Here is a 20,350-nt window from a genome sequence, read left to right on the forward strand (position 1 = left end):
ACGGGGACGCGGGCCAGACTATCGGACCGCGCTGATACTTCAAGCTTAAAATATCTCTGCGGTCACGCCGCCGTGGCGAGCGCCGCTGCGAGCGCGTCACCGTCCTCATCCGCCAGCGCGGCGGCGCGCAGCGCGCGGACCTGCGCCGCCGCATCGGTGCGACCCGTCAGCCGCCGAGCGGCCTCGCTGACGAGCGTGAAGTGGCGCAGGCCGCGCTCGAACGTGTCGCTATAGCCCTTGATCAACTCCTGCGTGGCGGCGATCTCGGTCGCGAGCGCGACATCGGTCGCCGCCGTGGCAGCGACGAGCGCGAGCCACTCTTCGATACGGGCCTGCTCCTCGGCGAAGCGCCAGGTCGACCGGCGGATCCGCCGCATCGCCGCGACCGTCCGCAGCAGCAGGAACCAGCGCAAGCGGGTGACCCGCACGTGACGCCCGCGCGAGAAGAAGGGCTCGAGCCGCCGCCGCAGCGCGGGGCGATGCCAGATCGCCGCGCCGAGCCGGGCCGGCAGCGTCTCGCAGACCTCACGCAGCCGCGGGTGCATATATTCGGTGACGGTGAGGAGCTGGGTCGCGCCGACCCGGACCTCGCTCGCGACGCGTGCCGAGCGCGCCGCGCGCACCTTCAGGTCGGCGACACGGATCGTGTCCTCGTAGCTCATCCACAAGGCGAGATGCCGCGCCACCGCCTCGGACAGCACCGGTTCGCCGCGCGCGGCGATCGGTGCCAGGCGGTCGAGGTAGAGGTCGGCGTAGGCCGCGTCCTGATAGTCCATCAGCCGGCGCACGCCCTCCAGCGCGGAGGCGTGCGCGGCGGCCGGCAGGGTGGAGAGCACGCGCGCCTGGCGCTCGGCACCGGCGGGCGTGGTGGCCGCCGGCGGCGCGGCGGCGGCCTCGATCGCGGTGCGGCGCTCGCCCGCCGCGGCCATGCCCGCGGCGAAGCCGGCGAGATTGGCGGAGACCGCTTTCCCGCCGCGGCGGATCGCCGCCTCGAACGACTCGCGCGCGAAGGGCAGCGCACCCGCGCCGGCGAGCGCGCCGAACATCACCGAGCTGATCACGCTGCCAGCCTCAGCCGCGGCCGCCTCCATGTCGAAGCCGACGAAGCGCCTCGATCGCCGCGCCGCGGCGTCGAGGATGCGCTCGCCCGCGCCGGTGCCGTCTCCCAGCGCCGACTTCTCCGAGATGGCGTAGATGCGGTGGGTCGATCCGATCAGCGTGGTGCGGTCCGCGCTGACGAAGCCGCGCAGGATCGCGCGCCCGGTCTCCATCAGCTCGGATGCGATCACGACGTCGACGTCGCCGGGCGTCGGAGTCATCGCCAGGACCGGCGCGGGGTGATTGGCGCCGGGCGCGCCTCGCCGCACCATCTCGATGTAATAGATCGTCGAGCCGGTGCGCTGCGCCACGCCGGGGACGGAGGTGCCCTGCGCGACATAGCCCTCGGCCTCGGCCAGAGCGAGGATCCAGTCGGCGAGCACGCCCCCGCCCTGGCCGCCCAGCGCCAGGATCGCGACGGTGAGCCGATCGCGCTCGCCCGCGGTCGACGCGGCCATCAAAACGCCCTCGCCGCGAGCGCGCGCGCGTCGCGCGCCTGGATCCAGCCGATCAGCGCGGCGCGCCAGCGCGCCAGCAGCCGCTCGAGCCGCCCCGGGTTGGTCACGATCTCGGCCTTGTAGAAGGACGGGCACAGCACCGCGGCATGCGCCACCTCGCCGCAATTGCCGCAGCCGACGCAGCTGTCGTCGATCGCGGTGACGGGGTGGTGGCGCAGCGGGTCGGGATTGGCCTTCACGCTCAGCGACGGACAGCCCGACAGGCGGATACAGGCGTGATCCCCGGTGCAGGTGTCGGGATCGACCCCGAACCGCTCGCGCACCACGCGCTTTCCCTCGCGCGCCGCCTGCGCCAGCAGCGGCCGCACGCGGCGCTGCTTGTTGAGCATGCACTCCGACTGGGCGACGATCACCTTCGGACCCTTCTCGGGGGTCGTCAGCGCTTCCTTGAGCGTGTCGCGCATCCGCGCCACGTCGTAGGTGCGCGTCAGCGTGCGCGCCCAGCCGACGCCCATGCCGCGGAGCGCGCGCTCGATCGGGTTGTTGGTGCGCCGCGTCGCGCTCGCCGCGCGCGAGGAGAGGATGTCCTGCCCGCCGGTCGCGGCCGAATAACCGTTGTCGACCACGATCGTGACGGTGTCGTCCTGGTTGAAGACGGCGTTGCCGATCCCCGAGGTGAGGCCGTTGTGCCAGAAGCCGCCGTCCCCCATCATCGCCACCGCGCGCCGCGCTCCCGCGCCCTCGCTCGGCTTGAACGCCGAGGCGCCGGCGGTGCCCAGGCCATAGCCCATCGTCGTGTTGCCGATGTGGAACGGCGGCAGGATCGAGAAGAGGTGGCAGCCGATGTCGGCGGAGACGTGCAGCGCGCCGAGCTCGCGCTGGACGAGCTTCATCGCCGAGAAGATCGGCCGCTCCGGGCAGCCGGTGCAGAAGCCGGCGGGGCGGGGCGGCACCGTGCGTGCCAGCTCGGGCTCGGGGGGCGGCGGGGCGGGCGGCGCGGCGGCGACCCGCCCCGGCGCGTGCGCCGCGAAGAAGGCGAGCAGCGCGTCGCGCAGCACCTCGCCCGAATATTCGCCGGCGCGCGGCAGCAGGTCCTTGCCGACCAGGCGCGTCGACAGGTCGGCGCGGCGCAGCAAGGTGTTGAGCTCGTGCTCGATAAATTCGGGCTGGCCTTCCTCGACGATCAGCACCGCGCGCTTGCCCGCGCAGAAGGCGGCGACCTCGTCGGGCAGCAGCGGGTAGGTGACGTTGAGGCAGTAGACCGGCACGCGCGCCGCGCCGTGCGCGTCCGACAGGCCGACCAGCTCGAGCGCGCGATTGAGCGTGTTGTAGAGCCCGCCCTGGACGATGATGCCGATCTCGTCCTGCGCCGGCCCGAACCATTCGTTGAGCCGCCGCTCGGCGATGAAGCGCTGCGCCGCGGGCCAGCGCCGCTCGATCTTCTCGCGCTCGTGCAGGAAGTTGGCGGGCGGCAGCACGATCCGGTCGACGTCGCGCACCGGGTTGGCCGCGGCCTCGCCGACGGTGAGCGGCGGCCGGCGATTGTCGCGCGCGACGAAGCTGCCGGTGACGTGGCAGGCGCGCACGCGCAGCTCGATCATCACCGGCGTGTTCGACGCCTCGGACAGCTCGAAGCCGGCCTCGACCATGTCGACGATGCTGGGCAGGTTGGGGCGCGGGTCGAGCAGCCACATCTGCGACTTCATGGCGAAGGCGTGGGTGCGCTCCTGCATGATCGACGAGCCCTCGCCGTAATCCTCGCCGACGATGATGAGCGTGCCGCCCTTGACCCCGCCGCTGGCGATGTTCGACAGCGCGTCGGAGGCGACGTTGGTGCCCACCACCGACTTCCATGCGACCGCACCGCGCAGCGGATAGTTGACCGAGGCGGCCAGCATCGCCGCGGCGGCGGCTTCGCTCGCGTTCGACTCGAAATGCACGCCCAGCTCGCGCAGCAACGGGTCGGCGTCGGCGAACACGTCCATCAAATGGCTGATCGGCGAGCCCTGGTAGCCGCCGACATAGGCGACCCCGGCCTGGAGCAGCGCCTTGGTGACCGCGAGGATCCCTTCGCCGGCGAAGGTCTCGCCGGCGCCGAGGCGGAGCTGCTCCACCTCTCGCTTGAAGGAGCGCTCCGCCATCGTCTCAGCCCGCCACCAGCGCGAGCACCCGCAATGGGCTACCCGATCCGCCCGCGATCTTGAGTGGCGCCGCGATCACCACCGCGCCGGTCGGCGGCAGCTGATCGAGGTTGGCGAGGCATTGCAGCCCGTAGCGGCCGGCGCCGTGGAACAGCGTGTGCGCTGGATAGGCGGGATCGAGCAGGTGCGCTTGCCCGGCATCGGTACCGATCGTCTCCACGCCCAGGCCGTGCGCGTCGCGCTCGTCGATGAGGAAGCGCACTGCTTCCGCGGAGGGCCCGGGCGTGTGTGCGCCGTCGTCGCGGCGGTTGGTGTAGGCGTCGCTGTCGCGCGTCGACCAGTCGGTGCGCAGCAGCACCCAGCTGCGCGGAGGAATGCGGCCGTGCGTCGCCTCCCAGTCGGTGATGTCCGCGACGGTGAGGAGATAATCGGGGTCGGCCGCCGCGGCGGCGGAGACGTCGATCACCACCGCGGGCGCGACGAAGTCCTCGGGCGCGATCGTGTCGACCGTGTTGCGCGGCAGGTCCTTGCCGGTCACCCAGTGGACCGGCGCGTCGAAGTGCGTGCCGGTGTGCTCGCCCACCGTGAAGTTGTTCCAGTGCCAGGCGACGCCGCGATCGTCGTAGCGCGAGATCTCCTGCCGGCTGAACGGTGCGGTCTGACCGAACGGCTCGGGCAGGATCAGCACCGGCGTGTCCTCCGACAGCGGCTGGGTCAGGTCGATCGTGCGGATCGAACCGCGCTGGAGCGCGGCGGCAAGGTCGGCGAGCACGGCGTGCGACATGCGATCTTCTCCGAGGGTCTGGAAGACGACGTGACACGCAGCCTGTCATGAGAAACGTGCATGTGCAATTAAATTCGGATCGTGCGTTGCGGCGTGCGTTCGGCCCCGATAGAGCCCGCTCCGGGGAGGGCGCACGTGGACGATCGACAGCTTGGCAATCCTGGCACCGCTGCCTTCCGGGTGGAGAAATATCCCTTCTACCTGCTCAACCGCTTGGTCTCGCGCTACAATGGCGTGATCGGCGAGCGTCTGCGCGCGATCGACCTCGATATTCCTTCATGGCGCGTCCTGATGATCCTGGGCGAGCGCGCGCCGCGCGGCGTGCGTGACATCGCGGACGCTGCCGTCATCCCGCTCTCGACCATGACCCGCATCATCCAGCGCATGACCGGCGCCGGCCTGGTCGCGGTGAGCGACAGCGCCGACGACGCGCGAGTCACCGAGGTGTCGCTCAGCGCCGAGGGAGAGCGCCGCCTGGCGGCCGCGCGCGCGGCGAGCGCGCCGGTGTACGAGCAGGTGATCCGCGGCCTCAGCGAACGCGACTTCGACCAGCTGCTCGAGCTGCTCGGCCGCGTCCACGCCAATCTGGACGAGGTCGCGTGAGCGAGCTGCGCGAGAAGCATGACGGCGCCTTCTCCGAGCAGATGGACGTGCGCGTGTGGCTGCGGCTGCTGAGCTGCTCCACGGTCATGGAGAAGCGGCTCCGGCGCCGCCTCGTCGAGCACCACGCCACCACGCTGCCGCGCTTCGACGTCCTCGCCGCGCTCGACCGTCAGTCCGCGGGCATGACGATGAGCGAGCTGTCGCGCGCTTTGCTGGTCTCCAACGGCAACGTCACCCTGCTGGTGCGGCAGCTCGAGCAGGACGGGATGGTGGCGAGCCGCGTGGCGAGCGGCGACGCGCGCTCCAGCATCGTCGCGCTGACCGAGGAGGGGCGCGCGCACTTCCGCACGCTGGCCGAGTCGCATCACCGCTGGGTTCAGGCGATGCTCGCGGGCGTGCCGCGCGACGAGTTGGCGACGCTCTATCGGCTGCTCGCGCTGGTGAAGAGCTCGATCGCCGCCGAGCGCGCGCCGGGGGAGGGGGATCGATGAGCTTCGTGTCGCGACAGATCGTCCGTTTCGCGCACGTCGATGCCGCCGGCATCGTCTTCTATCCGCGCTACTTCGAGATGCTCAACGCGGCGGTCGAGGATTATTTCGCCGCGCTCGGCGCGAGCTTCGCGCAGATGCACGCGACGCGACGCCTCGGGGTGCCGACGGTGTCGCTCAGCGCCGAGTTCGTCGCCGTGAGCCGCCTCGGCGACGAGCTCGATCTCGCGCTGACGGTGCGGCGCGTCGGCAGCTCGTCCGCGACGATCGGGGTGGCGGTCAGCTGCGGCGGAGAGCAGCGGTTCCGCGGCGAGGTGGTGCTGGTCTGCATGGATCTCGACCACGCCCGCGCGGTGCCCTGGCCCGAGGACATGCGCCCGCGCTGAGCGGGGGCGTCACAGCACGCCGTCCCAGAGCAGCCGCTCGGCGCCGGCGAGATCGTCGACGACGCGGGGCAGGGCGTCGAGCCGCATCGTCGCGCGCCGACGCAGGTCATAGCTCGGCCAGTTCGCGGCGGGCGCGCCCCCGCGCAGGAAGCGCAACCACATCCCGTGCATCGCCGCCGACAGCCGCTCCGCCGACGTCCCGACCGGGCCGTAGACCGTCGAGGCGGGATCGTCGAGCCGCGCCCAGGTGAGCGGCAGCTCGGCGCCGTGGATGGCGTAGCCGCGGCGTGCTCCGGTCGTGAGCGGCAGGTCGAAGCGGTAGAGATGGGCCACGCCACCCGCGCGCGCCTGCGCCGCCGCCAGCCGGATCGTCGGTATGCCATATTCCTCCGCGCTCACCGCGGCGTAGCGGCGCGCGAGCGGGTCGGGCACCAGCGCGGCGTAGCGCGCATAGACCGGCGCGAAGGTGGCGAGATCGAGGTTGGCGAGTTCGCCCGCACGCACCGCTTCCGCGCCAGGCTCCGGCGGTCCCCAGAACGCCACCTCGTCGCGGTTCCAGCCGAGCAGCAGCGGCACATCGCGCGCCGCGCCGGCGGCGATCGCGGCGAGCGGCGCCTGCGGGAGCAGCGCGCCGCCGACCACCGCCCGGAAGGGATATTTGCGCGGGTACGCCGCCACCACGGCGGTCTGCGCGGCGAGCAGCGCGCGCGCAGGCAGGTCGCGCAGCGCGGCGGGGGCGACGCCGGCGGCGGCCGCGACGCGGCGCGTCAGCTCGGCGGCACGAGTGCGATCCGCGATCGTCTGACCGCCGCCGCTCTCGACGATTGCGCGGGCGAACAGGCCGCGTGCCGCGGGCGCGGCGAGCAGCGACACGACGTCCTTCGCGCCTGCACTCTGCCCCGCCAGCGTCACGCGCGCGGGGTCACCGCCGAACGCCGCGATATTGTCGTGCACCCAGCGCAACGCCATGATCTGGTCGCGCAGGCCGTTGTTGCCGCTGTCTGCGTAGGACCCGCCAAGCGCCTCCTCGAGGTCGAGGAAGCCCCAGCAGCCGGTGCGATAGGTGATCGTGACGCAGACGACGCCGGCGCGCGCGAAGCCGCTGCCGTCGAACACCGGGAAGCGCGTCGAGCCGGTGACGTTGCCGCCGCCGTGCACCCAGACCTGGACGGGATGCGGCCCGGGCCGCTCGGGCGCCCAGACGTTGAGATAGAGGCAGTCCTCCGAGGTCGGCAGCGGCGCGCTCGGGTCCTCGGGCGGCGAACCGGGCTGGACCGGCGAGGGTGCATAGGCCCGCGCCGCGAGCGGCTCGCGCCAGCGCGCCGCCGGCTCGGGTGCGCGGAAGCGCAGTGCGTCGAGTGGCGGGCGGGCGAACGGGATGCCGAAGAAGCGCGCCACCGTGCCGTCGCTCGTGCCGCGGATCGGCCCGCATCGCGGCTCGCGCAGCACCGGCGCCGCCGCGCCCGCCGCACCGCCGGGATAGGCGCCGAGCGCGACGAGGCCGGCACCGCCGCGCCGCAGCAGCTCGCGCCGGTTCACGCGACCGCCAGCGGCGCGCGGCCGCGGCGCAGCGCGGCATCGACGATGAGCACCGTCGCGCCGTTGAGAAGCAGCGCGGCGAGCCCCAGATCGAAGCCACTCGCCGCCGCCCAGGCCGCCAACGGGCTGGGAAGCAGCATCGCGGCATAGCCCACCGCCAGTCCCGCGCCGAGCGCCACCGCCGGTACGCCCGGGCGCAGGAAGGCGAGATAGACGCCGGGTGCGAGCATGCCGATCGTGGCGTAAGCGGTCAGCCCGATCGTCACCAGCGACTGGTTCGGCCCGACCGAGAGCCAGGCCGCGAGCGCGGCGAAGGCGACCATCGCGGCGCGCGAGGCGAGCAGTTGCGCGCGCTCGTCGAGCGCGGGGCGCAGCGGCAAGACCACGTTGCGCGTGAAGATCGTCCCGATCGTCAGCAGCAGCACCGAACCCGGTACCAGCGCGAGCAGCGCCGCGGTGCCTCCGAACAGGCCGGTCACCCAGGCGGGATAGCGATCGGTGACAAGCTGCAGCAGCACCGCATTGGCGTCGCCGCCGGGCGGGCGCGTCCCCGCGACCAGCGCGGCCACGCCGAGCAGGATGATGAACAGGTACGACAGCGAGTAGAGCGGCTGGAAGATGGCGTTGCGGCGCAGCGTCTTGGCGGCATCGGCGGCGTAGCAGAGCTGGAACATGTGGGGGAAGATATAGGTGCCGACCGCGACGCTGATCGCGGTGGTCATCAGCCAGGTGACGCCGAGCCCGGCGGCGGGGTCGCGCCCGGGCAGCGTCGCGGCGGCGGGTGCCAGTGCCTCGGCGCGGCGGAACAGGTCCGCGATCGAGCTCGCGCCGACTTCGCGCGCGACGGTGAGCGCGAGGCCACCGACCAGCAGCACCATCAGCACGTCCTTGACCCCCGCGGCGAAGGCGGCCGAGCGCAGACCGGCGAAGAAGACGAACAGCAGCATCGCCGCCGCGGCGAGCGCGGCGGCGGTGGCGCCGTCGACGTCGCCCAGCGTCACGCGCAGCACCAGCCCCAGCGCGGTGATCTGGATCTGGACGTAGATCACCAGCGCGGCGATCCCGACCAGCGCGACAAGGATGCCGAGCCAGCGCGAGCGATAATGGTGCGCGAAGAAGTCGGCCTGGGTCATCAGCCCGCTGGCGCGCCCGCTGCGCCAGATCCGCGGCGTCAGCCAATAGCCGATCGCGGCGGCGAGCGAGACCGAGCACAGCGCCAGCGTCGCCGGCGCGCCGTGCGCCCAGGCATAGCCCGAAATGCCGAGCACCGCAAAGGTGGTGTAGATCTCGCCCGCGTTGAGGAACCAGAAGACGAGCAATCCGAGACTGCGCCCGCCGATCGCCCACTCGCTGATCGTGCGCGCGCGCGCCTGCATCCGGCCATAAGCGACGGTGCCCAGCATCGTCGCCGTCACCACGCCCACCGTCACCGCCGCGGCGATCATCGCGGCGCCGCCGCGGCGTCGAGCCGGTAGACCAGGGCGATGGCGAGGCTGGCGATGACCACGCCGGCTAGCTCCCACAGCAGCAGGAACGGCATGTGCCACGGCCGCCACGCCACGCCGTTGGCCCAGGGCACGCCGCCGACCTGCCACAGGAAGGGTAGCAGGAGCGGCAGGTGGCGGCGGTGCAGGCCTCCCGCGGGCGGGCTGTCGGTTTCGTCCATGGCGCTACGCTCCGTTCCGGGGAGCCGCCAGGCTAGCCACACCGCCATTGCGATGGGTGCGCGCTCATGTCGTGCTGGACGCAACGTCGGTCGCGTCCGCCTCGTCGTCGGTCCACTGCCGCAGCTGCCGCTCGAGCACGCCGAGCATCTTGAGCGGCGCCCCCTCGAGCTGGCGGCCGCTGCGCGTGATCAGGCCGATCGCGGTCTCCTCCACCCCCTCGTCGTGCAGCGGCACCGCGCGCAGCGATCCCTCGCGCAGCTCGGCCAGCACCGAGATCGACGGCAGCACGGTGGCGTAATGGCCCGACAGCGCCGCGGCGCGCATCATCTGGATCGAGCTGCTCGTCATGACCGGTTCCAGGAAGAGCCGCTGCGACGCCTCGGCAAGACTGAGGATCTGGCGCAATCGGAACTGCTTCGGGGCGAGGCACAGCGCATGGCCCTGCAGGTCGCGCAGCTCGACGCCGCGCCGCTCCGCCAGCGGGTGGTCCGGCGCGACGATCACCTTGAGCGGCTGCCGCGCCGAGCCGCGCAGGCGGATCTTCGCTTCCATCGGCGGCTGGAAGATCAGGCCGACGTGCGCCTCGTCCTCAAGCACCATGCTGACGATCTCGGCCGTCGAGGGGGTCAGGATCGTCAGGCGCACCGCGGGGAAGCGCTGCTGGAACTCGTCGAACAGGCTGGTGAGCGACTGGCCGAGGAAACCCTCGCCCACCGCGATCTGCACGTGCCCGGAGCGGACGCCGCGCAGGTCGCCCAGACGCGTGCGGAACGTCTCCTCCTGCGCGAGCTGCGCGTGATAATGTTCCACCGCGACGCGCCCCGCCTCGGTCAGCCGGATCGCGCGGCGCCCGCGCTCGATCAGCGGCAGCGCATATTCCTCCTCGAGCTGCGCGATCTGCCGGCTGATCGACGAGACCGCGATGTCGAGCTTGTCGCTCGCGGCGCGCATCGTTCCGGCCTGCGCCGCCTCGAACAGATACCGCAGGCCCAGGTCTGCCATGCCACGCTCCTTTCGACATGATGCTGGCGCCTTGTTGCGCGAGACGCAATGAAAACACCGCGTCGCGGCGATTGCACGAGCGGGCGGCACGATGACATCTGGCTCCCAGTCACAGGGGAGCGATGCGTGATGGCAGACACCGGGAAGCGGGCGCGGGTCGGCTGGCGAGGCTATATCCCCGCGATCGTCACCCCTTTCGACGCCGAGCTGGCGCTCGATACGCGCGCGCTCGGCGGCTATCTCGAGTGGCTCCACGCCGAAGGCATGCACGGGCTGGTGCTCGCGGGTACGACGGGCGAGTGGACCAGCCTGTCGCCGCAGGAGCGCAAGGCCTTGTTCGACGCGGCGGGCGCGCAGATGCGCGGCAAGCTGCCGCTGATCGCGGGCTGCACCTGGTTCACCCCCAACGAGGTAGTGGAGTTCGCCCGCCACGCACACGCCGCCGGCTTCGACGGCATCCTGGTAACGCCGCCGCCGTACATCCGCCCGCGCGAGGATGAGATCCTCGGCTTCTACAAGGCGGTGAGCGATGCCTCGCCGCTGCCGATCTGCGTCTACAACTGGCCGCCGGGCACCGGTATCGATATGTCGGTCGCGCTGCTGGAGCGACTCGCAGACCTCGACGGAGTGGTGGCGATCAAACAGTCGACGAGCAACCTGGCGCGCTTCGTGGAGACCTTCTTCGCGCTGTCGGAGAAGGTGCGCGTGTTCGGCTTTTCCATGGACGAGCATGGCCTGGCGCTGCTCCAGGCGCGCGGCGGCGACGGCACGATGGGCGCCGGCGCGGTGCTCGGCCGCGACCACCCGGATTTCTACAACCTTTTGTGGGCGGGGGACGTGGAGGGCGCGCGCGCGTGCGGGCGCAACGACCGCCGCGTGCTGACCGACTGGTACACGCCCGAGCTGGTCGGGCGCTTCGGCTCGGGGCCGGCCATCCTCAAAGCGGCGTTCGCCGCGCGCGGCATGCCCCTGGGCGGAGTCCGCCCGCCGTTGCTCGACGTATCGGCGGAGGCGCGCGAGCGCATCGGCGCGACGCTGGCGGCGCTCGGCAAGGCCTGACGCGCATGGATGCCGCCGACGTGCTGATCATCGGTGGCGGGCTGATCGGGTGCGCGGCGGCGTGGCACCTCGCACGCGCGGGCACCGACGTGCTGCTGGTCGAGCGTGGCGAGCTGAATGCCGGCGCGTCGGGGCAGAACGCCGGGTCGCTGCACTTCCAGATCGAGCGGCGCTTCCTGGAACACGGCGAAGCGCTGGCGGATCAGGCGGCGCGCACCGTCGCGCTGAGCCGCCTCGCCATCGCCGAGTGGCGCGACCTGCCGGCGGCACTCGGCGACGACCGTCTCGACGTGGCGATGCAGGGCGGGCTGATGGTGGCGCAGAGCGACGATGAGGTACGTCTGCTCGAGCGCAAGGCGGCGCTGGAGGCGCGCTGGGGATTGCCGACCGAGCTGATCGACGGCGCGCAAGCGCGGGCGATCGCACCCTATCTGGCGGATGACGTGCGTGCCGCCAGCTTCCTCGCGGACGAGGGCCATGCCAATCCCCGCTTGGTCACCCGCGCGCTCGCGGACGCCGCGGCGTCGGCGGGCGCGCGTCTGCGTCCCCGGACGGCGCTACGCGCGCTCGTCCCGGCACCGGGCGGCTGGAGAGCGACGCTGCGGCGGGGCACCGCCGACGTCGAGGTGGCCGCCGCGGCCGTACTGATCGCGGCGGGCGCGTGGACGATGGCGGTGGGCGCGCTCGCGGGGGTGCACTTGCCCGTCTTCCCGATCGGGCTGCAGATGAACGTCACCGAGCGTGTCGCGCCGTTCCTGCCGCACCTCGTGCAGCACGTCGGCCGCCGCCTCTCGATGAAGCAGGCGCATGACGGCAACGTGCTGATCGGCGGTGGCTGGCCGTCGCGGCTCGCGCGCGGCGAGGGTGGGTTCGACCTTGCGCGTGCGCCGATGGTGCTGCCCGATTCGCTTACTGGCAATCTCGCGGTCGCGGCGGCGACGGTGCCGCGCGTCGGCGCACTCAACCTGATCCGCACCTGGACCGGGGTGGTCGCCATCACTGCCGACCAGCTGCCGCTCGCCGGCGCGGTGCCGGGTCGCCCCGGTCTGTTCGTCATCGCCGGCGGATCGGGCTTCACGCTCGGCCCGACGCTCGCGCGCGTGGTCAGCGCGGAGATGCTCGGCCGGTCCGCGGGGGACGCGGCCGCGGCGATGGCACTGGTCGCGCCCGCGCGCTTCGCGCACCTCAACGCGATGCTGGCGTGATGGCGCGGGTGGCGGATACCGCGCGGGGGGTCGCGGCCGAGATCATGGTGGATGGCGAGCGCGTGTCTTTTCACCCCGGCGAGACCATCGCCGCGGCGATGCTCGCGGCCGGGCACGCCGCTTTCCGTCGCGATCGCCACGACCGGCCGCGCGGCCTGTGGTGCAACATGGGAACGTGCTGCGAGTGCCTCGTGCTGATCGAGCGGGACGGCGAGGCGCGACGGGTGCGCGCCTGCCTGGTCGACGCGGCACCGGGGCAGTGTGTGACGACGCGGGACGGCGCGGCGTGAGCGAGCCCTGCTACGACCTCGCGATCGTCGGCGGCGGCCCGGCCGGGCAGGCGGCGGCCGAGCAGGCGGTCGCCGCCGGGCTGACCGTGGTGATGCTCGACGAGCAGGCGCGCATGGGCGGGCAGATCCTGCGCCAGCCGCCCCTGGGCATGACGGTGCCGCGCTGGCTCGACGGACGCGGTTATCGTGCGCTGAAGCGCCAGCTCGCGCGCGCCGAGGCGCTGCCCGGCCTCACCTGGTCGGGGCGCACCTCGGTGGCGGGTGTGCTGCGCGAAGCGGCGGGGTTCGCGCTGATCGCGGTGCCGACCGACGGCGCGCCGGGCCGTCGCATCGCGGCGCGGCGCTTGCTGGTGGCGGCGGGCTGCTACGACCTGCCGGTGCCGCTGCCGGGGTGGACGCTGCCCGGGGTCATGAGCGCGGGCGCGATCCAGGCCTTCGTGAAGAGCCAGCGGCTGGTGCCGGGCGAGCGCTTCGTGCTCGCGGGCACGCACCCGCTGCAACTGATCCTGGCCGATCAGATCGTCGCCGCGGGGGGCGAGGTCGCGGCGCTGCTGTTCGCGCAGGCGCCCGCCGCGGCTGCGGGGGCGCTCGCCCATCATGCCGGTTCCGCGCTGCGGCACGCCGGACCGCTGGCCGCGGCAGCGGCGAGCTACGTGCGCCTGCGCCGCGCCGGCGTGCCGATCCGCTTCGGTCGGACCGTGCTGGCGGTCGAGGGCAGCGACGAGGTCGTGGCTGCGCGCGTCGGCGTGCCCGGCGAGGCGGGTGAGGTGATCGCCTGCGACCGCGTCGGCCTCTGCTTCGGCTTCCTGCCCCAGGCCGACCTGCCGCGTAGCCTCGGCGCGACCGCGCGCTGGGTCGAGCGCACCGGCGGCTGGGCCACCGTGGCGGACGCGTGGCAGCGCGGCGACGTGCCCGGCCTGTACGTCGCGGGCGAGACCACCGGCGTCGCCGGAGCGCCCGCCGCGCTGGAGGAGGGGCGGATCGCGGGGATCGCGGTGGCGCGTGACGCCGGGCGGATCGATGCGGCGGCCGCCGAGCGCGCGGTGGCGGAGCCGCGGCGCCGGCTCGCCCGCCTGCGCGGTTTCGCGGCGCTGCTTGACGCCGTCGCCGACCCGCGCGCTGTGGTGACGCGCTTGGCGAGCGACGACACAATCGTCTGCCGCTGCGAGGATGTCACGCGGGCGCAGCTACTTGCCGCGGCCGGGGGCGTCGCGGCGCCGTCCGACGCGAGCGCGCTCAAGCTGGTCACGCGCGCGGGCATGGGGCTGTGCCAGGGACGCGGCTGCGAGGCGGCGGTGCTGCGGTTGCTGGCGGAGCGGACCGGCGTCGCGCCCGCGGCGATCGGTGGCTTCACGCCGCGCTTCCCGGTCCGTCCGGTGCCGATCGCGAGCGTCGGCGGGGCGGACTGTCACTGACGCGACGGGGCGGGCTGTCGCTCACGCGACGGGGCGGGTTGTCGCTGACGCAACGAAGTCGTCGCCCGCGCGCGCTTGTCCGTTCCTGGCCGCCCCAGCACACTCGCCGCCAGACCCGACCAGCAGGAGTATGCGCCCATGGCCGACCACGATCGCCCGCTCTTCCTTGAGGCCGACCATGTCTCCTGGACGGTGCCCGACCTCGACGCGGCGGTGCGCTTCTACACCGAGGTGTTCGGCGCGACCGAGCTGTTCCGCATGGGGCCGCTCGACGCCGCCGACATCCCGCCGGGTGACGACGGCCGCGACTGGATGGCGTCGCACGTCAACGTGCCCGGCGCGCGGCTGACGCTGGCGATGCTCAAGCTGACGGCCAACCTCAACTTCCAGCTGGTGCAGTATGACAAGCCCGACGACCGCCGCACCGAGCTGCCGCGCAACTGCGACCGCGGCGGCCATCACCTCGGCCTGCGCGTCGACGACGTCGACAAGGCGGCACGCTACCTGGCGGCGCACGGCTGCACGGTCATGGAGACGATCGTGATCGATGCCGGCCCGCTCGCCGGCCACAAGAACCTCTACGTGCTCGATCCCTTCGGCCATCAGCTCGAGATCGTCGACTGATCGCCGCCCCGTCCGCGCCAGACCCAGGAGAGCTTATGCCGATCGAACGTCTCAACCCGCCCGCGCTCTACGACAGCCTGCAGTTCGGTTTCAGCCATGCGACGGTGCAGCACGGTGGTCGCACCCTGCACCTCGCCGGACAGGTCGGCTGGGACAAGGAGCTGAACGTCGCCGCGGGCGATCTCGCCGCGCAGACGCGCCAGGCCCTCGCCAACCTGCGCACGGTGCTCGAGGCGGCGGGCGCGAGCGCGGCCGACATCGTGCGGCTGCGCACCTATGTCGTCGACCACGAACCCGCCAAGCTCGGCATCGTGCTCCAGGAGGTCGGCGCCTTCTACGGCGAGGCGATGCCCGCGCCCAATACCTTCATCGGGGTGCAGGCGCTGGCGCTGCCCGACTTCCTGGTCGAGATAGAAGCGATCGCGGCGCTGCCGGACTGATCAGGCGGGCACACCACAGCCAACCTGAGTGCCTTAACGGTCAGATATGTCGGCTATATCTTGCACTCACCCAAGCGCGTGGCGTGGGTTCGCGGTAACGAAACCGTATCACGGCAGTGTTGTGCGCAGCGCAACGAAGTCCTCGCCTCCGCCGCATTGCAGGGAAGGCGACCAAGATAGATCATGATCTCACGCTTACCGACGGCTCACACGTCGGAAGCGTCCGCAGGCGGGCATCGTACTCTTACCAACCCTTGCAGGGGAGGATCTCCATGCGTTGTCCCAACATCATCGCCTTTTTTTTGTCGGCCAGCGGCGCAGCCATGGCGGCAGCGCTGTTCGCTGCCACCGCGCAAGCGCAGCAGTCTCCGGCGACGAACGACGCACAGAACGCCACCGCCGAGACCGAGCCGAGCGTCGGCGCCGCGGCGGGTGACATCGTCGTCACCGCTTCCAAGCGCGTCGCCAGCACGGTGCAGGACACGCCGATCTCGGTCCAGGCACTGAGCGGCGACGACCTCAAGGCGCGCGGCGCGGTCGATTTCGCCGACTTCTATCGCTCCGTTCCGGGCCTGTCGGTGCAGGACGAGGGGCCGGGTGACAAGCGCTACGTCATCCGCGGCATCAACTCGAACGGTGCCGGCACCGTCGGCCTCTATCTCGACGAGACCGTGATCACCGGCGAGAACGCCCAGGACGGCTCGGGCCAGGCGCCCGACATCAAGCTGTTCGATATCGACCGCGTCGAGGTGCTGCGCGGGCCGCAGGGCACCACCTTCGGGGCCAGTTCGATGGCGGGCACGATCCGCTACATCACCGCCAAGCCCAAGCTCGATCGCTGGACCGGCTACGTCCAGTCGGGCCTGCGCGCGACGCGCGGCGCCGATCTCGGGCTACAGACCGACGGTGCGATCAACATACCGGTGATCGCGGGCGTACTCGCGGTGCGCGCCTCGGGCTTCTACGCCGATCTGCCCGGCTATATCGACAACCGCTTTCAGGAAGGCGCCAACGCCGAGAAGAGCAAGGCCGGGCGGTTGCAGGCGCGGCTCCAGATCACGCCCGATCTCACGCTGGACGGTATGGCGATGTACCAGAAGGTCCATCAGGACGCGAAGAACTTCTACAATCGCGTCGACTTCGCCGGTGCTCCCCTCACGGGTTACCGCTATCAGCAGGCCGATGTCGCGCGCGCGCCGTATGACGACGAGAGCGAGATCTACAACGCGACACTGACTTATGCGCAGCCGTTCGGCACCGTCACCGCGACCAGCTCGCGCTTCGTGCGCGATACCGACTTCAACCGCGATGCCTCGCTGGCGGCGCAGGCCTTCTTCGACTTGCCGTACGACGGTGCCGGCCGCTCGCTCCTGCGCCAGGTCAAGCACCGCCGCGTCGACAGCGCCGAGCTGCGCTTCGCCTCCGACTTCGGTGGCCCGTTCCAGTTGCTGTTCGGCGGCTTCTATCAGAACGAGAACCGCAATTATCGCAGTTACTGGCCGACGGTGAACGCGCAGGGGGTGATCGACGCCAGCACGCGCCTGCTGCTCGATCGCACCGTCGGCACCGATATCAAGGAGAAAGCGCTGTTCGGCGAGGCGAGCTACGCCTTCGTGCCAAATCTGACGCTGACCGTCGGTGCGCGGCTCTTCGACTTCAACCTGGAGCAGCGCTCGGTTGCGATCGTCAGCGCCGGTGGCGGCACCGGCGCGGGACCGGGCCCGCTGCTCAAGGCGAGCGACAGCGGGCTGATCGGGCGCTTCAACCTGGCGTGGAAGGTCAACGAGCAGGTCAACGCCTATGTCCAGGTGGCGCAGGGCTATCGCTCCGGCGGCACCAACGACCAGACCGCCGCCGAGCTTGCCAACGTGTCGATCCCGGCGGGCTACGGCTCGGATTCGCTGTGGAACTACGAGCTCGGCGTGAAGACGGCGCTGCTCGATCGCAAGCTCTACCTCAATGGCGCGGTCTATTACATCGACTGGTCGAACATCCAGGTGACCGACCAGGCCAGCGCGGGCACGGTCTCCTTCCCGTTCACCGGCAACGGCGGCAAGGCGTCGGTCAAGGGTGCCGAGCTGACGCTGGACGCGCGCCCGGTCGCCGGGTTGCAGCTCAACCTCGGGCTCAACTACAGCCTGGCGGAGCTGAGCGAGGACAACCCCGTTCCCGCCACCGGGCGCAAGGGCGACCGCGTGCCTTATGTGCCCGAGTGGACCGGCTCGGCCGGCTTCTCGTACAGCGCACCGATCGGCGACGCCGGGCTGGAGGGAACGATCGGCGCCGACGCGAGCTACCAGGGATCGATGGCGACCAAGTTCAACCCGGCGATCGCCAATTACCGCGCGCTCGACTCTTATTGGTTGGTCGGACTGCGCGCCGGGGTCTCGCGCGGGCCGTGGGCGCTCAACCTCAATATGACCAACCTGTTCGACGACAATACGCCGATCAACTACAACGAGATCGTCCCCGGCGTGTACCCCGACGGATTCTACATCAGCCGACCGCGCACGGTCACGCTCGCCGGCACGGTGCGGTTCTGATCCGCCCCGTCCAGCTCCGGCAGGGCGCAGTTGCGCTCGTCGCGCTCACCGCCGCGACGGCCGCGACCGCGGGGGAACCGCGCCCCTGGGCCGATCCCGCGCGGCCAGCCGCGGAGCGTGCGCGGCTGATCGTCGCGGCGATGACCGAGGCGGAGAAGCTGGCGCTGCTCGAGGGCGACACCACGCTCGACGCTAACGGCACTGGGGTGAATCCCTGCGTCGGTCATGTCAGCGGAATTCCGCGTCTCGACCTGCCCGCGCTCTGCATGGGCGACGGGCCCGCCGGCGTCGGCAACGGCATGACCCAGGTCACGCAATTTCCCGCGCCGATCATGGGCGCGGCGACGTGGAACGCGGCGCTGATGGAGCGATACGGCGCCGCACTCGGTGCCGAACATGCCGCGAAGGGGCGCAACGTCGTGCTCGCGCCGACGATCAACATCATCCGCACGCCGCTGTGGGGCCGCACCGCCGAGACGCTGAGCGAGGATCCCTATCTCACCGCCACGTTGGGCACCGCGATCGTGCGCGGGATCCAGGCGCGGGGGGTGATCGCCACGCCGAAGCATCTCGCCGCCAACAATCAGGAATGGCTCCGTCTCGGCGACGCGCCGGCCTATGAGGCGATCGACGCGCGCGTCTCCGCCCGCGCATTGCACGAGATCTATCTGCCGGCGTTCGAAGCGGCGGTGACGCGTGCCGGGGCGGGCTCGATCATGTGCGCCTACAATCGCGTGAACGGTCATTATGCGTGCGAGAACCACGATCTGCTGGGGACGCTGCGCGGCTGGGGCTTTGACGGCTTCGTCGTCGCCGATTGGTATTTCGCGCATCGCAGCACGGTCGCCGCGGCCAAGGCGGGGCTCGACATTTCGATGCCCGGCGGCACCAGCCCGTTCGGCTTTGCCGACTTCTACGGCGCGCCGTTGCGCGCGGCATTGGCGCGCGGCGCGGTCTCGCGCGGCGATATCGACGCGATGGTCACCCGGATCGTCACGCCGATGTTCCGGCTCGGGCTGGTCGACCGGCCGATCCGCGGCAGCAGCGCCGCGGACGCGCGCGCGCCGGCGCATCTCGCGCTCTCGGAGGAGATCGCCGAGCAGGGCAGCGTGCTGCTGCGCAACGAGGGCGGCGTGCTGCCGCTGGCGCGCACCGTGCGCTCGATCGCGGTAATCGGCGACGATGCCGGCGCCAACGTCCAGACCACCGAGCGCTACGGCGGGTTCGTCAAGAACGACGCGGTCCACCCGCGCGCGCCGCTCGATTCGATCCGCGCCGCGCTGCCCGCCGGGACGCGGGTGCGCTATGCGCGCGGCACGCTCGGCATTGGTGCGCTGCCCGCCATCCCGGTGGCGGCGTTCCGCGGGCTCACCGCACGCTACTTCGCCGGCGCCACCCCGCAGGGCAGCGCGCTCGTCACGCGCGCCGAGCCGCGCATCGATTATGCCGAGGCGGGGGCGAAGGCGGGGGTGGCCGGGCTGCCCACGACCTGGTCGGCGCGCTGGGAGGGGCAGATCGTGCCGCCGCGCACGGGATCGTACCGCTTCTCGCTCGACGGCGGCGGCGACGCGCGGCTGACCATCGACGGGCGGCGGGTCGCCACCGTGCCCAAGAACAGCTTCCGTCTCGTCACCCACGGCGTGGCCGAGCTGCGCGCCGGCGTCCCGGTCCGCTTCCGGCTCGACTATAGCAATGCGCCGACGCTCTCGCCGACCGAGCTGCGGCTCGGCTGGCAGGTGCCCGACGCCGGCCTGATCGACGCGGCGGTCGCCGCGGCGCGCGCGAGCGACGTCGCCTTGGTGTTCGTCGCCGATCATGTCTCGGAGGGTGCGGACCGTACCGACCTGCGCCTGCCCGGCGACCAGGACGCGCTGATCGCCGCCGTGGCCGCGGCCAACCCGCGCACCGTGGTGGTGCTGCACACGGTCGGACCCGTGCTGATGCCGTGGCGCGACCGCGTGGCGGGCATCGTCGCAGCCTGGTATCCCGGCGAGCAGGCGGCGGACTCGATCGCCGCGCTGCTGACCGGCCGCGCCAACCCGTCGGGCAAGCTGCCGGTGACCTTCCCCGCCGACATGACCAGCGGGCCGACCGACCGGCCCGAGCGTTATCCCGGCGTCGGCACGACGGTGCGCTACGACGAGGACCTGCTGGTCGGCTATCGCTGGTACGACCAGCAGCGCGTCGAGCCGCTGTATCCCTTCGGCTTCGGGCTGTCCTACACGCGCTTCCGCTACGATCGGCTCAGCGTGGCGCCGCGACCGGGCGGCGGCTGGCAGGTGCGTGCGACGGTGCGCAACGTCGGCGCGCGCGCGGGCAGCGAGGTGGCGCAGCTCTACGTCGCGCTGGCGCCCGGGAGCGGCGAGCCGCCCCAGCAGCTCAAGGGCTTCGCGCGAGTTACGCTGGAGCCGGGCGCGGCCGAGACGGTCGACTTCACGCTCACCGAGCGCGACCTGTCGACCTGGGACGAGGCGTCTGGCGGCTGGCGCCTCCATCCGGGCCGCGCCGGGGTGTTCGTCGGCGGCAGCTCACGTGATCACGCGCTCACCGGACAGATCGACGTGGCCGCCCGTTGAGCGCGCGGAACCGGCGCGATCGGGGATGAACG

At 71.9% G+C, this 20,350-nt stretch carries 18 protein-coding genes; 11 read left to right on the forward strand and 7 right to left on the reverse strand.

The window, feature by feature from the left end; all coding sequences use genetic code 11:
• Positions 1 to 62 precede the first annotated feature (62 nt).
• The 3 genes from QBJ89_RS09350 to QBJ89_RS09360 are packed head-to-tail and all read right to left on the reverse strand — an operon-like array spanning position 63 to position 4,481.
• Positions 63 to 1,556: an indolepyruvate oxidoreductase subunit beta family protein gene (locus tag QBJ89_RS09350; protein WP_277980245.1), complete on the reverse strand. Its 1,494-nt coding sequence runs from the start codon at positions 1,554 to 1,556 to the stop codon at positions 63 to 65.
• On the reverse strand, positions 1,556 to 3,697 hold the full coding sequence (locus QBJ89_RS09355; RefSeq protein WP_277980246.1) for an indolepyruvate ferredoxin oxidoreductase subunit alpha: 2,142 nt from the start codon (positions 3,695 to 3,697) through the stop codon (positions 1,556 to 1,558). The genes QBJ89_RS09350 and QBJ89_RS09355 overlap by 1 nt, the downstream gene beginning before the upstream one ends.
• Positions 3,698 to 3,701: 4 nt before the next feature.
• On the reverse strand, positions 3,702 to 4,481 hold the full coding sequence (locus QBJ89_RS09360; RefSeq protein WP_277980247.1) for a cyclase family protein: 780 nt from the start codon (positions 4,479 to 4,481) through the stop codon (positions 3,702 to 3,704).
• Positions 4,482 to 4,616: 135 nt separating this feature from the next.
• Between QBJ89_RS09360 and QBJ89_RS09365 the strand changes: the two genes are divergently transcribed.
• From QBJ89_RS09365 to QBJ89_RS09375, 3 genes are read left to right on the forward strand one after another with little or no spacing between them, the layout of a single operon-like run.
• Complete coding sequence (locus QBJ89_RS09365) at positions 4,617 to 5,084, forward strand: MarR family winged helix-turn-helix transcriptional regulator (protein ID WP_277980248.1); 468 nt, start codon at positions 4,617 to 4,619, stop codon at positions 5,082 to 5,084.
• Positions 5,081 to 5,575, forward strand: a complete 495-nt coding sequence (locus tag QBJ89_RS09370; RefSeq protein ID WP_277980249.1) for a MarR family winged helix-turn-helix transcriptional regulator — start codon at positions 5,081 to 5,083, stop codon at positions 5,573 to 5,575. The genes QBJ89_RS09365 and QBJ89_RS09370 overlap by 4 nt, the downstream gene beginning before the upstream one ends.
• A complete protein-coding gene (locus QBJ89_RS09375; RefSeq protein ID WP_277980250.1) occupies positions 5,572 to 5,958 on the forward strand; it encodes an acyl-CoA thioesterase in 387 nt (128 codons plus the stop codon). The genes QBJ89_RS09370 and QBJ89_RS09375 overlap by 4 nt, the downstream gene beginning before the upstream one ends.
• A gap of 9 nt (positions 5,959 to 5,967) precedes the next feature.
• Here QBJ89_RS09375 and QBJ89_RS09380 read toward each other — a convergent pair whose 3' ends face one another.
• The 4 genes from QBJ89_RS09380 to QBJ89_RS09395 all read right to left on the reverse strand — a co-directional run bounded on the left by QBJ89_RS09380 (position 5,968) and on the right by QBJ89_RS09395 (position 10,166).
• On the reverse strand, positions 5,968 to 7,497 hold the full coding sequence (locus tag QBJ89_RS09380) for a carboxylesterase/lipase family protein (protein WP_277980251.1): 1,530 nt from the start codon (positions 7,495 to 7,497) through the stop codon (positions 5,968 to 5,970).
• Entirely contained in the window at positions 7,494 to 8,942 is a 1,449-nt protein-coding gene (locus QBJ89_RS09385; RefSeq protein ID WP_277980252.1) for a sodium:solute symporter family protein, read from the reverse strand. Before QBJ89_RS09385 ends, QBJ89_RS09380 begins: the two co-directional genes overlap by 4 nt.
• On the reverse strand, positions 8,939 to 9,163 hold the full coding sequence (locus tag QBJ89_RS09390; protein ID WP_277980253.1) for a DUF3311 domain-containing protein: 225 nt from the start codon (positions 9,161 to 9,163) through the stop codon (positions 8,939 to 8,941). The genes QBJ89_RS09385 and QBJ89_RS09390 overlap by 4 nt, the downstream gene beginning before the upstream one ends.
• Positions 9,164 to 9,227: 64 nt before the next feature.
• The gene (locus QBJ89_RS09395; protein ID WP_277980254.1) at positions 9,228 to 10,166 is read right to left on the reverse strand and encodes a LysR family transcriptional regulator; all 939 of its coding nucleotides are present in this window, start codon (positions 10,164 to 10,166) and stop codon (positions 9,228 to 9,230) included.
• A 129-nt stretch (positions 10,167 to 10,295) separates the two neighbouring features.
• Between QBJ89_RS09395 and QBJ89_RS09400 the strand changes: the two genes are divergently transcribed.
• The 8 genes from QBJ89_RS09400 to QBJ89_RS09435 all read left to right on the forward strand — a co-directional run bounded on the left by QBJ89_RS09400 (position 10,296) and on the right by QBJ89_RS09435 (position 20,318).
• Complete coding sequence (locus tag QBJ89_RS09400; protein WP_277980255.1) at positions 10,296 to 11,225, forward strand: dihydrodipicolinate synthase family protein; 930 nt, start codon at positions 10,296 to 10,298, stop codon at positions 11,223 to 11,225.
• A gap of 5 nt (positions 11,226 to 11,230) precedes the next feature.
• Positions 11,231 to 12,430 carry an NAD(P)/FAD-dependent oxidoreductase gene (locus tag QBJ89_RS09405; RefSeq protein WP_277980256.1) on the forward strand — a complete coding sequence of 400 codons (1,200 nt, stop codon included), beginning with the start codon at positions 11,231 to 11,233 and terminating at the stop codon, positions 12,428 to 12,430.
• Positions 12,430 to 12,720, forward strand: a complete 291-nt coding sequence (locus QBJ89_RS09410) for a 2Fe-2S iron-sulfur cluster-binding protein (RefSeq protein ID WP_277980257.1) — start codon at positions 12,430 to 12,432, stop codon at positions 12,718 to 12,720. The genes QBJ89_RS09405 and QBJ89_RS09410 overlap by 1 nt, the downstream gene beginning before the upstream one ends.
• Positions 12,717 to 14,135 (forward strand): NAD(P)/FAD-dependent oxidoreductase, encoded by a 1,419-nt coding sequence (locus QBJ89_RS09415; RefSeq protein WP_277980258.1) that lies wholly within the window; start codon positions 12,717 to 12,719, stop codon positions 14,133 to 14,135. Before QBJ89_RS09410 ends, QBJ89_RS09415 begins: the two co-directional genes overlap by 4 nt.
• 138 nt (positions 14,136 to 14,273) lie before the next feature.
• On the forward strand, positions 14,274 to 14,759 hold the full coding sequence (locus QBJ89_RS09420; RefSeq protein WP_277980259.1) for a VOC family protein: 486 nt from the start codon (positions 14,274 to 14,276) through the stop codon (positions 14,757 to 14,759).
• Positions 14,760 to 14,794: 35 nt separating this feature from the next.
• The gene (locus QBJ89_RS09425; RefSeq protein WP_277980260.1) at positions 14,795 to 15,199 is read left to right on the forward strand and encodes a RidA family protein; all 405 of its coding nucleotides are present in this window, start codon (positions 14,795 to 14,797) and stop codon (positions 15,197 to 15,199) included.
• Between the two features lie 272 nt (positions 15,200 to 15,471).
• The gene (locus QBJ89_RS09430; protein WP_277980261.1) at positions 15,472 to 17,742 is read left to right on the forward strand and encodes a TonB-dependent receptor; all 2,271 of its coding nucleotides are present in this window, start codon (positions 15,472 to 15,474) and stop codon (positions 17,740 to 17,742) included.
• A 140-nt stretch (positions 17,743 to 17,882) separates the two neighbouring features.
• The gene (locus QBJ89_RS09435) at positions 17,883 to 20,318 is read left to right on the forward strand and encodes a glycoside hydrolase family 3 C-terminal domain-containing protein (protein WP_277980262.1); all 2,436 of its coding nucleotides are present in this window, start codon (positions 17,883 to 17,885) and stop codon (positions 20,316 to 20,318) included.
• The last annotated feature ends 32 nt before the right edge of the window (positions 20,319 to 20,350 follow it).

Source organism: Sphingomonas phyllosphaerae, assembly GCF_029623345.1.
Taxonomy (GTDB): domain Bacteria; phylum Pseudomonadota; class Alphaproteobacteria; order Sphingomonadales; family Sphingomonadaceae; genus Sphingomonas; species Sphingomonas phyllosphaerae_C.